The 16267-nt window shown below is 67.6% G+C and carries 13 protein-coding genes; 2 read left to right on the top strand and 11 right to left on the bottom strand.

Going from position 1 to position 16267, the window contains the following annotated elements:
• Positions 1-326: 326 nt before the first annotated feature.
• Positions 327-1133, top strand: coding sequence for an aspartate/glutamate racemase family protein (locus ACUSIJ_RS16660; RefSeq protein ID WP_449309540.1), 807 nt, complete (start codon positions 327-329; stop codon positions 1131-1133).
• Here the strand turns inward: ACUSIJ_RS16660 and ACUSIJ_RS16655 are convergent.
• The 4 genes from ACUSIJ_RS16655 to ACUSIJ_RS16640 form a co-directional block, all read right to left on the bottom strand.
• Complete coding sequence (locus ACUSIJ_RS16655) at positions 1115-2215, bottom strand: amidohydrolase family protein (protein WP_449309539.1); 1101 nt, start codon at positions 2213-2215, stop codon at positions 1115-1117. The two genes, ACUSIJ_RS16660 and ACUSIJ_RS16655, sit on opposite strands and share 19 nt — an antisense overlap.
• Positions 2212-2793 (bottom strand): carboxymuconolactone decarboxylase family protein, encoded by a 582-nt coding sequence (locus ACUSIJ_RS16650; RefSeq protein ID WP_449309538.1) that lies wholly within the window; start codon positions 2791-2793, stop codon positions 2212-2214. The genes ACUSIJ_RS16655 and ACUSIJ_RS16650 overlap by 4 nt, the downstream gene beginning before the upstream one ends.
• Positions 2794-2884: 91 nt before the next feature.
• On the bottom strand, positions 2885-3721 hold the full coding sequence (locus tag ACUSIJ_RS16645; protein WP_449309537.1) for an SDR family NAD(P)-dependent oxidoreductase: 837 nt from the start codon (positions 3719-3721) through the stop codon (positions 2885-2887).
• Positions 3722-3792: 71 nt separating this feature from the next.
• Positions 3793-5550: a flavin-containing monooxygenase gene (locus tag ACUSIJ_RS16640; protein WP_449309536.1), complete on the bottom strand. Its 1758-nt coding sequence runs from the start codon at positions 5548-5550 to the stop codon at positions 3793-3795.
• Between the two features lie 323 nt (positions 5551-5873).
• Between ACUSIJ_RS16640 and ACUSIJ_RS16635 the strand changes: the two genes are divergently transcribed.
• Positions 5874-7298, top strand: a complete 1425-nt coding sequence (locus ACUSIJ_RS16635; protein ID WP_449309535.1) for an FAD-binding oxidoreductase — start codon at positions 5874-5876, stop codon at positions 7296-7298.
• 30 nt (positions 7299-7328) lie between these two features.
• On the opposite strand, the gene tcuB is transcribed toward ACUSIJ_RS16635, so the two are convergent.
• The 7 genes from tcuB to urtA form a co-directional block, all read right to left on the bottom strand.
• Positions 7329-8426 (bottom strand): tricarballylate utilization 4Fe-4S protein TcuB, encoded by a 1098-nt coding sequence (gene tcuB, locus ACUSIJ_RS16630; RefSeq protein ID WP_449309534.1) that lies wholly within the window; start codon positions 8424-8426, stop codon positions 7329-7331.
• Entirely contained in the window at positions 8416-9822 is a 1407-nt protein-coding gene (tcuA, locus tag ACUSIJ_RS16625; protein WP_449309533.1) for an FAD-dependent tricarballylate dehydrogenase TcuA, read from the bottom strand. The genes tcuB and tcuA overlap by 11 nt, the downstream gene beginning before the upstream one ends.
• Positions 9823-10375: 553 nt before the next feature.
• Complete coding sequence (gene urtE / locus ACUSIJ_RS16620; protein ID WP_449309532.1) at positions 10376-11074, bottom strand: urea ABC transporter ATP-binding subunit UrtE; 699 nt, start codon at positions 11072-11074, stop codon at positions 10376-10378.
• A 1-nt stretch (position 11075) separates the two neighbouring features.
• The gene (urtD, locus tag ACUSIJ_RS16615; protein WP_449309531.1) at positions 11076-11939 is read right to left on the bottom strand and encodes an urea ABC transporter ATP-binding protein UrtD; all 864 of its coding nucleotides are present in this window, start codon (positions 11937-11939) and stop codon (positions 11076-11078) included.
• Positions 11936-13126 carry an urea ABC transporter permease subunit UrtC gene (gene urtC / locus ACUSIJ_RS16610; RefSeq protein ID WP_449309530.1) on the bottom strand — a complete coding sequence of 397 codons (1191 nt, stop codon included), beginning with the start codon at positions 13124-13126 and terminating at the stop codon, positions 11936-11938. Before urtC ends, urtD begins: the two co-directional genes overlap by 4 nt.
• A complete protein-coding gene (urtB, locus tag ACUSIJ_RS16605; protein WP_449309529.1) occupies positions 13123-14775 on the bottom strand; it encodes an urea ABC transporter permease subunit UrtB in 1653 nt (550 codons plus the stop codon). The genes urtC and urtB overlap by 4 nt, the downstream gene beginning before the upstream one ends.
• Positions 14776-14863: 88 nt before the next feature.
• Positions 14864-16129: an urea ABC transporter substrate-binding protein gene (gene urtA, locus ACUSIJ_RS16600; protein WP_449309528.1), complete on the bottom strand. Its 1266-nt coding sequence runs from the start codon at positions 16127-16129 to the stop codon at positions 14864-14866.
• Between the last annotated feature and the right edge of the window lie 138 nt (positions 16130-16267).

Genomic DNA, 16267 nt, shown 5'->3' with positions numbered 1-16267 from the left:
GCCTTCCCGAGAGATCGCGGTCCCGGCGTGTCCGTTGCGACCGGAACTCCGGCAATTCCTGTCGCTCATACTCAGCTTATGGCGGATGTGACGGTGAACCTAGCGAAGAAAGGTTTCGGCCCCTGCCGAACACCTTAACGCCGGGTGCAAAAATGCCGAGGCCGGAGCCGCACGGCCGGCGCGGGCCATCTGACTGGAAAAACAGGGGTTTCGCCATCCCGCGCCGCTTGCCGCCTGCGCGCCGTCCGCATCATTGCGGCGAAGCCGGCCGGTTGACGCACCGGAGGGCCACGCGCAGGATCGCCCGAACGGGAGGAGGCAAGGGAATGCGCATTTTCTATCAGAGCCTGGGCGCATCGCGCGGCTCGAGGGACGGCCATTACGGCCGCTATCTTCATCGGTTGCTCGAACAATCGGCGGCGGCGGGGACGCAGGTCGACATCCATGGCCTCAGCCCCCACCGGGCGGTTGCCGATCAGTATTACCTGCTCGAACTGCTCGATACGCCCGAGATCATCGAGAACGGGCTGCGGGCCGAGCGCGAGGGCTATGACGCGTTCGTCATCGGCAACATCTTCCAGCCCGGGTTGCACGAGTTGCGCGAGTGCCTGAACATCCCCGTGCTGGGCCTTTGCGAATCCGCGGTGCATGTCGCCTGCATGATGGGGGCGTCCTTCGCGCTGATCAACGTGAACCCCAAGTTCGAACGCCGCATCGTGGAATCCATCCTGCTGCAGGGCCTGTCCTCCCGCATGGTGTCGATCGAGCGGATGACGGTCGAACGCGCGGCCGTCTTCGACCAGGCCTATGAGGACACGGCGCTGCGCGACGGGATCGTCGCCCAGTTCCAGGAAGTGGCGCGCCGGGCGCTCGACAAGGGCGCCGAGGTGCTGCTGCCCGCCGGCGGCAGCCTGATGGCGATCATCGAGGGGGCTGGCGTGACCGAGGTGGACGGCGCGCCGATCCTGAACGGCATCCGGGCTCTGCTGAAAACCGCGGAGATGGCCGTGCAGCTGCGGCGCATCGGCGGGCATTTCACCAGCAAGCGGATGACCTACGCGCCGCCGAGCGGCAAGCTGCTGGCGGATGTCCGGGCCGCATACGGCAGCGGGCTTTATCCCGGCGCCGTCTGATCCGGCAGGGCCGGCGACGCCGGGAAGGGCACGGCGTTTTCGGCGATCCCCGCGAACCCGTCGATCCGGTAGAAGCGCGCAGCGCTGCGCCAGAACAGATCCGCCTTCTCGGAAAGGGTGGCGCCGGCTGCGAGCCGCTTCATCGCGTTCCAGCCGACGACATAGCCATAGGAGGCCTTGTCTGCCGGGAAATTGCTTTCGAACATGCAGCGGGCGGCACCGAAAGCGTCGATGCAGGTCTCGACCCAGGGCCGCCATGCCGCCGCAAGTTCCTGCGAGGAGGGGGCGCGCGGCGCGCGGTCGAACCCGAAACCCGACAGCCCCATGCCGAGCCCGCCGATCTTCATCGTCACGTTCGGGCGGGCCGCAAGGTCGCGTATCGCCTTGCTCCAGGATGCGAATCCTTCGTCGCGCCGCCCTTCATAGAGCCCCGCGCCCAGCACGCCGCCGCAGTGATCGAGCACGATTGGCAAGTCCGGCATCCTGCCTGCCAGAGCGGCGAGGCGCGGAATCTGGTGCTGGTGCAGCCAGGCGTCGAAGCCGAGCCCCATCGCCGCAAGCTGCGCCAGCCCGGCGCGGAACGCGGGACTGTCCATCATGTCCTCGGTCGTCGGATAGGCCGGGTTCAGCAATCGGACATCGTGGTCCCAGGCGAGGACGTGGCGAATGCCGCGAAAACGGCCCCCGGCCGCCCGGACATGCGCCTCGAGCACGGGCCTCACTGCATCGCCCAGCGTCAGATCCGCGAAGCCGACGATCGCGGCGGCGACACCGGGCGCGCCCCTGGAGGCCGCGGCTTCACCGGCCTCGCGGGCGAACTCGGTCTCGCCGACCGGGCGCAACGCTTCGGGTCCAGCGGTGCGATAGGCCGCGCGGGCCTGCACGAAGACCGTCCCCACGACCCTGTGGCCGGCGCCGAGATCCTCCAGAAGGTCATCCAGCAGATAGCGGTTTCCGGGCCGGTCGAACAAGTGATGATGCGCGTCGATCAGCGCTTGCCCGGGCTCCAGCGCGGGCTCGTTCCGGGTGGCGAGCCAGTCTGGACGGATCGGCAGTTGGGCGATGCGCTGCGGCGGCATCATGCATCGGCACCCGCGCCCGGAAACGCCGGGTCCTCCAGTTCGGGTGCGGCGTTTTCCGGCAGCCCGAGTTCGAAGGCGTTCAGCGTCAGCGCGACAAGGCTGTAGTAGCCCAGTATCCCCACGAGTTCGACCAGACCGCGTTCGCCCAGCACCGCCTCCGCGCGCCGGTACAATGCGGCGGGCAGCCGCGCGCTCGCCAGCAGGGTCGCGGACACGGCAAAGACCGTATCCTCCCGTTCGTCGCGCAGATAGGGCGGACGCCGTGCGGCGATGTCGGCGACTGTTCTCGGGTCGAGCCCGGCCGCCAGCGCGAGCGTCTTGTGGGCCGACCATTCGTGATGCGCGCTCCAGTGCCGCGCCGAGACCAGGATGGCCAGCTCGCTCAGATGCGGCGCGAGCGTGGTCTCGAACCGCAGCAGTTCTCCCAGCTTCTGGCCGCGTCGCGCCAGTTCGGGATTGCGCAGCCAGGCGATCATCGGCGCCGGCACCTTGCCGCGTCGCCCCGCGACCGCCTCGGCCACCACCTCGGCCTGTTCGCGGGTGATCTCCGCATCGTCGGGCAGCTTCAGACGCGCCATCGGGCAACCCTCGCGCCCGCCCGCCTGCCGCTCCATCCGGTGGGGGCGCAATCGATGACGACGGCTCTGCGCATGATCGTCGGTACTCCTCTCAGCCCGGCTGTCCCGGACGCGCGGCGGTCATCCCGCCGTCGACCACGAGCTGGGTGGCGGTGATGTAGCCGGCCTCGTCGCTGGCCAGGAACAGCACGGCATGGGCCACGTCCCAGGCATCGCCCATCCGCCCCATGGGCACGCTGGCGTGGCGCTCGGCGATCAGTTTCGACGCATCCGCGTGGCCGAGCTGGCGGACCAGCCGGTTCTCGACCAGCGGCGTGTGCATCACGCCGGGGATGACGGTGTTCACGCGGATACCTTTCCTGACGTAGGCGATAGCGGTCGAGCGGCTGAACGCCACAAGCCCCGCCTTGGCGGCTGCATATCCGGCGCTCACCCGGCCACCGACCTGGAACGTCATCGCGCCGATGCTGCCGACATTGACCACCGCCCCGCCGCGCCCCTCGGCTTCGAACTGGCGCAGCATCACCGGCAGCACATGCCTGCAGCCCAGGAAGGCCGTGGTGAGGTTGAAGTCGATCTGCTGTTGCCACAGGTCCTCGGGCATCGAGACCGGGTCGCCCGGCGTGCTGCCGCCGACGTTGTTGACCAGAATGTCGATGCGGCCGAACCGGTCGAGACACGCGGCCACGGCGCCGGCCACCTGCGCGCCGTCGGTCATGTCGCAGACATGGCCGGACCAGCGCTCCGCCATCCCCTCGTCGCGGAGGATGGCCGCCGTCGCATCCAGCGCCGCCGGATCGATGTCGAGTCCGAAGACCCGCGCGCCCTGGCGGGCCATGAGAACCGCCGTCGCCTTGCCGTTTCCCCATCCGGCGCCCACCGATCCCGCGCCCGTCACGAATGCGACCTTTCCCGTCAGATCGAGCATCCGGCTCCTCCCCGATGCAGTTGCTTCCGCTTGGCCCACCCCCGCCGGGCAGGGGAGGGCCGATACGCCGCTCAGCCGGTCAGGCCCAGTTCCCGCGCCGCGATGTTCAGCGCGACGTATTTGGAATAGATCCGCGCCTGCGCAAATCCGCCCCCTGCGAACCACAGACCCTCTTGCGGGGTGGGCACGAACATATTGGCGATCTCGCCGTTCGGCGCGATGCCCCAGATCTGGCCCACCTTGTCGGCGATCCGGTCGCCCAGCAGGTCGCGGACGACCTGCTCCTGGCTCTGGTAGCCGGTTGCCGTGACGACGAGATCCGCCTGCTCCACGCGACCGTCCTGCATGCGCAGGCCGTCGGCAACATAGCGGTCGGTCTCCTCGTGCGGGATCAGCCTCACCTCGCCGCTGATGATGAGCTCCGAGCAGCCGCAGTTCAGATAGTATCCGCCGTGCCGGCGGCGGAATTTCATCTGGTGGCCGGTGTTGTCCTCGCCCCAGTCGAGCTTGAAGCCGCGCGCGGCGAGGCCGGCCAGCAGATCCCTGTCGATGACCTTCATCTTCTCGACGGCTGCCTGATAGCCGCGCACCAGCAAGGGATAGCTCGACGCCACCGCGATCATGTCGCAGTCGTCGAGCGGCAGCTCCTCGTTGTAGTAGACGGCGTGCACGAGCCCCGCCGCCTCGACGCTGGCCACGGTGGACGGGCCACGCTGGATGATCGCCACGTGCGCGCCGTGGCTATGCAGATCCTGGGCGACGTCGTGGCCGCTGGTGCCGGCGCCCACGACCAGGACGTTGCGGCCCTTCCACCGCGAACCATCGCCATAATCGTGGGTGTGCAGAACCTCGCCGGCGAAATCCTCGATGCCGGGCAGTTTAGGCGTCCACGGCTTGCCGGCCACGCCATTGGCGAAGACCAGATGCCGCGTATGCAGCACGCGCTCCGTGCCGTCGGCGCGCCGGATGACGGCGTTCCAGCGGCCGGCCGTCTCATCGCGCGCGCCGCTGACGAATTCGGTCCCGGTCCAGATGTTGCACTCCATGGCCCAGGCGTAGGTTTCCAGCCAACCCGCAATCATGTCCTTGGGGAGGTACCTGGGCCAGCTGGGCGGCCACGGCAGATAGGGCATGTGGTTCAGCTTCACCTGGTTGTGCAGCGCCAGCGAATGATACCGCTCGCGCCAGACGTCCCCGACCCTGGCGCGCCTGTCCACGATCAGCGTATCGACCCCGAGAAGCCTGAGCCGCGCGCCGATGGCGAGACCCGCCTGTCCCGCGCCGATGATCACGACCGCCGGTTCCCGGTTTTCGAAGGCCTGTTCGCGCGCCCTGATATCGCTCCAGTTCTCGCCGCCGAAGTTGCGCGAGTAGGCCGAACCGTCAGGGCGGCGCGCGCCGATGGGCTCCTCATGGCCACTGATTTCCTCCAGGGAGGTGCCTATGACCCAGGCTCTCCGGGGCTCGTCCGCCGGCAGCCGGACGAGCCCGCTGCAACGCCCGGCGTGTGTCCGGAAGCTGAAAAACGCCTCGATCGAGTCAACGCCATGACGCGACACCCGCCGCGGCGGCGTCCGCCCTTCCGCAAGCGCGAAGTCGCGCGCGCCGGTCCTCGTCCGGGCGCGCAGCATGGCTCGTATCACCTGCTCGCGGTCATCGTGGGGAGAGATGGTCCAGTCGAATGCCAGCAGGTCGCGCCAATGGACTTCGTCGGCCAGAACCGCCCGAAGCGCGTCCGCATCGCCCGACTCCAGCGCGGCCTCGAATGCGGTGAGCCAACGTTCCACATACGCTGCATCCGTCTGCATTTCTTGCGTGATTTTGTTCATCGGCTCCCGTCTCTCTTTCAGCGCCGCCACCGCTCCACGGTGGATCCGGACTCTCGGGCGATTGCATGCCGTCGGCTCAGTCAGCGGGCGGTGGAGCACTACGATAGGCGGATCGAATGGCGACAAACATCAGAACAGGCGCCAAGCATTTTGACGCGCGGCGCAAAGGTGCGCCGGCCCGCCTGCTGTCGACATCGGTCCCGGCGACGGTTTCCGCAATGCGCGGAAGGAGGCACAGCGGGCGTTGCAATGTCGCGTCGGCGTGCATTAGGGTGCTGACGTATATGGCATGAAGGTCGTGCTTGGGTTGCCGGGGGTGCACTATGGACAATACGCTCGAGGCTCTCGTGTCGGTGCTGGGAGAGACGGGCGTGATCACCGCGCCCGACGTCATCGAAAGCTACGTCGTCGACCAGCGGGATCTGTTCCGCGGAACGACGCCCGCCGTGCTGCGGCCGGCAACGACGGAACAGGTCGCCGCGGTGGTGCGCGTGGTTTCAGCGGCGGGCTTCGGTCTCGTCCCGCAGGGCGGCAATACCGGCTATTGCGGCGGAGCGACGCCGGATTCCTCCGGCAGGCAGTTTCTGCTCAGCCTCGAGCGGATGAACCGTGTGCGTTCGGTCGATCCGCACGGGTTCGCCATGGCCGTCGACGCGGGCATCGTCCTCGCCGATGCGCAGAAGGCGGCGGCCGAGGCCGGGCTCGTGCTGCCGCTCAGTCTCGGCTCGGAGGGGAGTTGCAGGATCGGCGGCAACATCGCGACGAACGCCGGCGGCATCTCCGTCTTGCGCTACGGCATGACGCGGGATCTCCTGCTCGGGATCGAGGCCGTCCTGCCGGACGGCTCCATCCTTTCGGACATGACACGTCTGCGCAAGAACAACACCGGCTATGACGTGAAGCAATGCTTCGTCGGCAGCGACGGTACGCTCGGCATCATCACGGGCGCCGTCCTGAAGCTGTTTCCGGCGCCGGTGCAGCACGCGACGGCCTGGGTCAAGCTCGCTGCCGGGGTGGAGCTGGCCGGCATTCTGGCGTTTCTGCGGCGCGAGACCTGCGATCTCCTGTCGGCGTTCGAGTTCATCACCCCGACAGCGCTGGAGCTTGTCGAGAGGCTTGGCCACGGGGCACGGTCGCCGGGGACGGGCACGGGCGGCGCTCTGATCGTCGAGCTGTCGGCCTCGTCCATGAGCGTGCCGCTGGCCGATCTGCTGCTCGCGGCGGTAGGAGCCCTGGCAGAGGACGGCCGGGCGGAGGATGCCTTGCTCGCCAGCAGCGAGCGCCAGCGCCAGGACATCTGGAAGCTGCGCGAGAGCATCCCGGAAGGGGAGAAGCTGGCCGGCGGATCGGTCAAGCACGACATTTCCGTCCCCATTTCAGCCGTCTCCGCCTTTATCGCGCGCGGCGAGGAGATCGTCAGACGGTTCGATCCGTCACTGCGGCTGTCGATCTACGGGCATGTCGGCGACGGCAATATCCACTACAACGTGCTCGTGCCGGCCGGTGCCGACCGCCTTGTGTTTTCTGCGGCGGTCGAGGCCGATCTCTCGCGCCGGCTGTATGATCTTGCGCGCAGTCTCGACGGCACGTTCAGCGCCGAGCACGGCGTCGGCCGCCTCAAGCGCCACCTGCTCGAAGCATACAACGATCCGGTGCGTGTCGATCTGATGCGGCGGATCAAGACGGCGTTCGATCCGGCCGACGTGTTGAACGCAGGCGCTGTCGTTTCCCCTTTTCCGCGATTGTGAATCCGCGACGCGCCGTCGCCGCGAGAGGTTTCAAGCCCGGGGTATGGATTTCTGGGCCTCGATGATGAGAGCGGAGAGCCGGAAGAAGCCGTGCACCATCTTGGTGAAGGGCATCATCAGGAACAGCGTCAGCACGCAGCCCAGATGCACCGCCAGAAGCGGTTGGACGCCCGCCGTTCCCGTCGCCGCGTAGAGCGCGAGCCCGGACATCGCCGTCAGGCCGAGAAGGGCTGTGAAGGCGAATTCGCCGCGCCAGACGCGCGTTGCGCCCAGTTCGGGGTCCGCCTTCAGCTTGAGCCGGATCATCTCGACCGCGCCGAGGCTGAGGAGAATTCCTCCTGAAAGTCCGAAGATCTTCGGCGGCGTGAACAGGCCGTAGGGGGCCGGCCAGTCGAAGACATAGTGCAGCACCGTGCCCGAGGCGGTCGCCAGGAAGCAAAGCAGGAAGCCCCAGAGCACCGCCTGGTGCGCATAGCGGCGGCCGTTGGAATAGCGGTCCTCCTTCTCGAAGTTGCACCCTTCGCCATGGCCGCCGGCGAGGTTCTTCATCCGCGCGGCCGAACCGAACGCGGCACGCAAATCCGCCAGGCTCGGCCACCGTCCGCCGGTGTCCCGCCAGTAGGCGCGCAGGCCGACGCCGATGATGGCGAGCGGCGCCAGGAAGGCCGGAAGAAAGATCGCCACCATCAGATTGTGGGCCAGATGGGCATAGAAGCCCGCCAACGGATCGGCGCCGGCGCGCGAAGCAAGCCAGAACAGCCCGGCGCTCGACAGCACGGCCGCCAGGGCGATGGCCAGCCCGCGCTCGTGGAAGGCCGTGGCGAGGGCGCGGGGCCGGATGTAGCTCTCCCAGCTTTCCTGCCGCACCTCGGCGAGGACCGCAGGGAGATTGAGCGCGAATTCGTGCGGGGGCGTGTACTGGCAGGAATAGTAGCAGCCCCGGCAGTTGTGGCAGAGGTTCGCCATATGGTTCAGATCGCCGGCGGCGAAGGCTTTCTGGCGCATCATCGCCGGGAAGACCGAGCAGAAGCCCTCGCAATATCGGCACGCGTTGCAGATTTCCAGCTGACGGTGAGCCTCGGCCATGGCCGGTGTCAGCGGGTCAGTGAACGTCCTGTCAAGCGACATGGGCAGCGGCCTCCCGTCCCGCGATGCGTCCGAAGACGGTTCCGATGGCCATGCCGAAGCCGGCGAGATAACCTTCGCCGAGGATCGAGCCGGCCATGATCTCGCCCGCCGCCCAGACGTTGCGCAGCGGGCCGTTCGGCCCTTCGACACGGGCGGTATCGTCCACCTTCAGCCCCAGATAGGTGAAGGTCACGCCGGGGCGCAGCTCATAGGCATAGAACGGCGGCGTGTCGATCGGACGCGCCCAGTTGGTCTTCGGCGGCGTCATCCCCTCGGTCGCGAGGCCGTCACGCTCGGTCGGATGGAAGGTCCCGGGGCGGCAGGCGGCATTGAACTCGGCCACGGCATGGGCCACTTTCCGCGGCTCGAGCCCCAGCCGCGCCGCGAGCGCCTCGATGCTGTCCGCGCGGATCGGCGGAAAGACGGAGGGCATGAAGAGGTCGATCGACTTCGAATCGATGATCGAAAAGCCTACCTGATCCGGCTGCGCCGCCACGAGCCGCCCCCAGATCGCATAGCGCTTGGGCCAGACGTCCTCGCCTTCGTCATAGAAGCGCTCGCCGTTCCGGTTGAGCACGATCGAGAAAGGCACGCAGTCGAGCCGCGTGCAGATGCCGCCGTCGAACTTCGGCGCGCGCCCGTCGATGGCGACGCAATGGCATTGCGTGGGGTCGCCGACGCTGCGGCAGCCTTGGTCGATCATGTCCTTGAGCACTGCGCCGCGGTTGTAGGGCGTGCCGCGGATCAGGAAATTCGCGGCCGCCGGTCCCCAGGCGCGCGTCAGCCATTCGATATCCGATTGGAAACCTCCCGACGCCAACACCACGGCCCGCGCCGGGATCCGCTCGGGCAACCCGGCTGCAATCGAGACATCCACCCCGGTGAAGGCGTCGTCCTCGATGTGGATGTGGCGCACCTGCGCCTCGTAGACGACGGCGACGCCGAGGTCGTGCGCCGTGTTGTAATAGGCGTTCACCAGCGACTTGCCGCCGCCCAGGAAGAAGGCGTTGGTTCTCGACAGCGACAGCGTGCCCGAGAGCGAGGGCTGGAAGTGGACGCCGTGCGCCCGCATCCAGGGCAGGCACTCCTCGGTCGAGCGGATGACCAGTCGTGCCAGCGACTCGTCCGTCTTGCCCTTCGTCACCAGCAGGAGGTCGTTGAAGTACTCTTCCTCCTCGTACGCGTCGGTCAGGACCGAGACGGGACCATGGTGCATGCAGCGGAAGTTGCGGGTATGCCGGCTGTTGCCGCCCCGATAGGGCTTCGGTGCCCCTTCGAGGATCAGGACCGAGCAACCGGCCTCCGCCGCCGTGATCGCGGCACAGAGCGCGGCATTACCGCCGCCGACGACGAGGACGTCCCACGGCTCCCCCTGCCGCGGCGTCAATTTGTCCATTGGGATCCCTTCCACGCATCACCGGCCCCGGAGGGCGCTGCCCGACATGGACCGCGGCTTCAGCCGGCGAGCCGGGCGGCCTTGTTGTGTTCATCGGGATACATTAGGATGCAATATCCGGTCAAGGGAAAACCTGTCCGGGTGAAAGGCGCAGCCGCAGCGGGGCTTCGGTCACGCGACCCACCCTCGATCGGCTCGGGTTGCGCGGCCATGCGACGGACGACAGAGAAAAATGCATTAAATCTGAATCGCTATTTTTCTCTATCCATTTGTTAACGCATTAAATTTCTCCAGAAAGTGCGCACACTTTTGGTCTGATGCTGTAGCCTCAGGGATGCGTGTGCGGCAGGGTTTGCCCCGGCCGCCGAGGGCGAAGACCGGTTCGACGCGGCGGCGGGCTTTTCGGGATGCTGGATGTCGTCGATGGCCACAGGCCGGACGGCCGTCCATGCCGGCATGAGGCAGCGGGAAGGCTGGATACTCGGGCAGGCGGGCGCGTGATCGGCCGCCTCAGCCTGCCGCTGGCCGGACCCGTCGTTTTTTCGTCCGGCTGTCAGATCGCCAGATAGCGGCGCACTTCCTTGCCGCCAAGCGCGGCGCGGTCGCCGGTGGCCACCACCTCGCCGCGCGAGAGGATGACGAAGCGGTCGGCGAGTTCCGTGGCGAAGTCGAAATACTGCTCGCACAGCAGGATGCCGATGTCCCCGCGCGCCCGCAGCATGGCGATCACCCGGCCGATGTCCTTGATGATCGAGGGCTGGATGCCTTCCGTCGGCTCGTCGAGGATGATGAGCCTCGGTTCCGCCACCAGCGCGCGGGCGATGGCGAGCTGCTGCTGCTGTCCGCCCGAGAGATCGCCCGCGTAGCGCGCCAGCATGGATTTCAGCACCGGGAACAGGGCGAAGATCTCGTCCTTGATCGTGTTCGCGCGGGCGGCGGGCTTCGTCGCCAGCCCCATGAGGATGTTCTCCTTCACGGTGAGCCGGGCGAAGACGTCACGCCCCTGCGGCACGTAGGCGATGCCGCGCACGGCGCGCTGGTGGGGGGCGAGGCGGGTGATGTCCTCGCCCTCGAAGGTGATGCGCCCGCCGGCCACGGGCAGCACGCCCATGAGGCATTTCAGCAGCGTGGTCTTGCCGACGCCGTTGCGCCCCAGCAGGCCGAGGCACTCGCCCTTGTCGAGCGACAGGGAGACGGAACGCAGGATGTGGCTGCCGCCGTAGTACTGGTTGATGGTGTCGACGTTCAGCATCTCAGCGCCCCAGATAGACCTCGATCACGCGCGGATCGTCCTGCAGCTTGTCGAGCGGCCCCTCCGCCAGCACCGAGCCCTCGTGCAGCACCGTGACCTTGCCGTCCTGCGATATCTGCTCGACGAAATCCATGTCGTGCTCCACCACCATCAGCGAGTGCTTGCCGCGCAGGTCGTTGAGGAGCTCGCCCGTGCGCGCCGTTTCGGCATCGGTCATGCCGGCGACCGGCTCGTCGAGCAGCAGCAGGAGCGGCTCCTGCATCAGCAGCATGCCGATTTCCAGCCATTGCTTCTGGCCGTGCGACAGCAGGCCTGCCGGGCGCCACACCGCGTCGGTGAGGCGGATCAGCGCGAGCGTGTCGGCGATGCGGTCCGCGATGGCGCTGTCGAGGCGGGCGAACAGCGTCGGCGCGACGCGCTTGTCGGTCTTGCGCGCCAGCTCAAGGTTCTCGAACACGCTGTGCTGCTCGAAAACGGTCGGGCGCTGGAACTTGCGGCCGATGCCCGCGTCCGCGATGGCCGCTTCCGTCAGCGCGGTAAGATCGACGTTCTGGCCGAAGAAGGCGCTGCCCGCGGTCGGGCGCGTCTTGCCGGTGATGACGTCCATCATCGTCGTCTTGCCGGCGCCGTTGGGGCCGATGACACAGCGCAGCTCCCCGACCCCGATGTCGAGCGTCAGGTCGTTCAGCGCCTTGAACCCATCGAACGAGACCGTGACGTTCTCGAGATAGAGGATGACGCCGTGCGTGGTGTCGATGCCTTCCCCCGGCAGGCGGCTGTAACCCGCATCCGCATGGGAACCGGCGAGGAGGTTGTCGGCATTGGCGGTGGAGAGGGCGGAAAGAGCGGAAACGGGCGTGGTCATGCGGATGCCTCCTCTGTCCGGCGGCGGATGCGCGCCGCGATCCGGCGGGCGAGGCCGACGAGCCCCTGCGGCAACAGAAGCGTGACCAGCACGAAGATCAGCCCCAGCGCATAGAGCCAGTATTCGGGCAGCGCGCTGGTGAACCAGGTTTTCAGGCCATTGATCGCGCCGGCGCCCAGGATGGGGCCGATCAGCGTGCCGCGCCCGCCGGTGGCGACCCAGATCACCATCTCGATGGAGTTCTCCGGCGACATCTCGCCCGGGTTGATGATGCCGACCTGGGGCACGTAGAGCGCGCCCGCGAGCCCGCACAGCACGGCGGAGAGCGTCCAGACGAAGAGCTTGAAGCCGAGCGGCTCGTAGCCGAGGAAGCGCAGCCGCCCCTCGGCGTCGCGCACGGCGGTGAGCACCCGGCCGAGCTTCGACCGGGTGACGGCGCGCGCCAGCACCAGCGAGCCGAACAGCGCCGCGAGCGTCGCCCAGTAGAGCACGGCGCGCGTTTGCGGCGCGGTGATGTCGAAGCCGAGGATGCGGCGGAAATCGGTGAAGCCGTTGTTGCCGCCGAAGCCTGTTTCATTACGGTAGAACAGCAGCATGGCGGCAAAGGTCATCGCCTGCATGATGATGGAGAAATAGACGCCCCTGATGCGCGAGCGGAAGGCGAAATAGCCGAAGACGAAGGCGACGAGCCCCGGCACGGCGAGCGCCAGGAACGCCGCGAAGAGGAAGTGGTCGGTGAAGGACCAGAACCACGGATATTCTTTCCAGTCGAGGAACACCATGAAATCGGGCAGGTGGCTGCCGTAGGAGCCGTCGGTGCCGATGGCGCGCATCAGGTACATGCCGAGCATGTAGCCGCCGAGCGCGAAGAAGAGCCCGTGGCCGAGCGAGAGAATGCCCGTGTAGCCCCACACCAGATCGAGCGCCAGCGCGGCGAGCGCGTAGCACATGAATTTGCCGACGAGAGCGACGGCAGTCTGCGAGACATGGAGCGGGTGGCCCGCCGCGAAGACGAGGTTGGCGAGCGGCAGCAGGGCGAGGGCGGCGGTGGCCAGCGCCAGCCAGCACCAGGCCCGGGCGGAATAGAGCGGCTGGCGGGCCTCCAGCAGCAGCCGTGCGGCCTGGGAGGAAATCTCGGAAGAAACCTCGGAGGAAACCCGGGGAGGAGAGGTGAGGACGGTACTCATTCGACGCTCCTGCCGCGCGGCGCGAAGAGCCCCTGCGGGCGCTTCTGGATGAAGAGGACGATCAGCATCAGGATGGCGATCTTGGCGAGAACCGCGCCGGCGAAGGGCTCCAGCAGCTTGTTGGCGCCGCCGAGCCCGATCGCGGCGATGACCGTGCCGGAGAGCTGCCCGACGCCGCCCAGCACCACCACCATGAAGGAATCCACGATGTAGCCGCGCCCGAGATCCGGGCCGACGTTGCCGAGCTGCGACAGCGCGACGCCGGCAAGCCCCGCGATGCCGGAGCCGAGGCCGAAGGCGAGCATGTCGACGCGCCCCGTCGGCACGCCGACGCAATCGGCCATGCGCCGGTTCTGGGTGATGGCGCGCATGAACAGGCCGAGCCGCGTGCGGTTCAGCAGCAGCCAGACGAAGGCCAGCACCGCGGCCGCGAAGACGATGATGATGAGGCGGTTGTAGCTCAGCACCAGCCCGCCGAGCACGGTGACGCCGCCCGTCATCCAGACGGGATTGGCGACCTCGACGTTCTGGGCGCCGAAGAGGGTGCGCACACCCTGCATCAGGATGAGGCTGATGCCCCAGGTCGCGAGCAGCGTCTCCAGCGGCCGGCCGTAGAGCCAGCGGATGACGGTGCGTTCCATCGCCATCCCGACGAGTGCGGTGATGACGAACGCCGCCGGCAATGCGGCGACGACGTAGAGATCCACGTGGCCCGGCAGGAACGCACGGAACAGCGACTGCACCACATAGGTCACGTAGGCGCCGATCATCAGCAGTTCGCCGTGCGCCATGTTGATGACGCCCATCAGCCCGAAGGTGATGGCGAGCCCGAGCGCCGCGAGCAGCAGCACGGAGCCGAGACTGATGCCGTAGAACAGGTTTCCCGCCCACTGGATGAGCGCCAGATGCCGGTCGATGCTGGTGACGGCGGCCCGCGCCGCCGCCCGCAGGCCCGCGTCCGGATCCTGCTCGCTCAGCGCGAGAAGCTGCGACCGGGCAGGGGCGAAGGTGGCGTCGCCCAAGGTGTTGATGGCTGCGAAACGGGTCGCGGTGTCGCTGCTCGCGAGATCGAAGCGCGCGGCGGCGATGGCCATGGCGGTGCGGATCTCGCCGTCCGTCTCGCGCGCCAGCGCCTCCTTCAGCACCGGCAACAGGCTCCCGTCGTTCGATCCCTGGAGCTGGCGCGCCGCCGCGAGCCGTCTGCGGCGATCCTCCGTGAGGAGGTTCGCGCCCGCCAGTGCCCCGGCAATGGCGCGCCGCAGGCGGTTGTTGATGGTGATCGCCGTTGCACCCGCCGGCACAGCCGCCGTCTCGCCGGTGACCGGATCGTAGGTTTGGCCGTTCTCACGCACGAACACCCGGCCGTCCGGGGTGGCGAGGAGATTGCCGCCGCCCAGCGCCTCCAGCACCCGCGCCGCATCGGGATTGCTCTCCCGGCCGAGGTTCGCGATCGCGTCGAGGCGCGCGTTGATGTCGCCTTTCGCCAGCGCCGACAGGCGGTCGCCGTCGAGCCCTGCCGCGCGGGCGGGGCAATCGGCAGCGAGCATGACGAGCGCGACGAGACACGCCACCGCCAGCATATGCAGCAGCGGCAGCAGGAACGCGCCCGGCCGGGACGATGGTCGACAAGCGGAAGCGAATGGCATCATCAATCTCCGCCCGCCCGGAGAAACCGGGCAGGCTCATGCGGGATACGGTCGGATGCGGGGCGGGGGAGGCCGGAAGCCTCCTCTCGGGTCAGAGCCCCTGCTTGGCCTCGTTGCCGGGCAGGAAGGGGCTCCACGGCTGGGCGCGCACCGGCCCTTCGGTCTTCCACACCACGTCGAACTGGCCGTCCTCGCGGATCTCGCCGATGTAGACGGGCTTGTGCAGGTGGTGGTTGGTCTCGTCGAACTTGACGGTGAAACCGCTCGGCGACTCGAAGCTCAGGCCGCCCACGGCGTCGATGACCTTGTCGACATCGGTCGTGCCGGCCTTCTCGACCGCCTGCTTCCACAGGTTGATGCCGATGTAGGTCGCCTCCATCGGGTCGTTGGTGACGACCGTGTCGGCGTTCGGGAGGTTCTTGGCCTTGGCGTAGGCCTTCCACTTCTCGATGAACTGGGCGTTGACCGGGTTGTCAATGGACTGGAAGTAGTTCCATGCGGCGAGGTGCCCCACGAGCGGCTTGGTGTCGACGCCGCGCAGCTCCTCCTCACCGACCGAGAACGCCACCACCGGCACGTCGATCGCCTTCAGGCCGGCGTTGCCGAGTTCCTTGTAGAAGGGCACGTTCGAGTCGCCGTTGATGGTGGAGACCACGGCCGTCGGCCCGCCGGTGGCGAACTTCTTGATGTCAGCGACGATGGTCTGGTAGTCGGCATGGCCGAAGGGCGTGTAGATCTCGAGGATGTTCTCGTCGGTGATGCCCTTGCCGTTGAGGAAGGCGCGCAGGATCTTGTTGGTCGTGCGCGGATAGACGTAGTCGGTGCCGAGCAGGACGATGCGCTCGGCGCCGCCGCCGTCTTCGCTGAGCAGATATTCCACCGCCGGGATCGCCTGCTGGTTCGGCGCGGCGCCGGTGTAGAACACGTTGCGCTCCAGCTCCTCGCCCTCGTATTGCACGGGATAGAACAGCAGGCCGTTCAACTCCTTGAACACCGGCAGCACCGACTTGCGCGACACCGAGGTCCAGCAGCCGAAGACGGCCGCCACCTTGTGCTCCGCCAGGAGCTCCCGGGCCTTTTCCGCGAACAGCGGCCAATCGGAGGCGGGGTCGACCACGACCGCTTCCAGCTTCTTGCCGAGCACGCCGCCGCTCGCGTTGATCTCGTCAATGGTCATCAGCGCCAGGTCCTTGAGCGCCGTTTCCGAGATCGCCATCGTGCCCGACAACGAATGCAGGATGCCGACCTTGATGGTTTCTTCCGTCTGCGCCGCCGCCATGCCGGCGGGCAGGGCGATGCCGACTACGGCGAGGAATCCGGCAGCCGTGAGCTGCCTGAGAACGTTTCTGCGGGTCATGAAGACAGTCCTTCAATAAGAGCGGGAGACAACGCGATGGCGGCCCACCGGTGGGCATGCGCCCAAAAGAAAAGCAAGGAGTGTGCCAGCGCTGATTCGTCCCGGTTTCACGGCCGATAGCGTCGGAACCCGCCGCGG

Source organism: Pseudochelatococcus sp. B33, from assembly GCF_053570585.1.
This window is presented reverse-complemented; position numbering and strand designations above follow the sequence as displayed.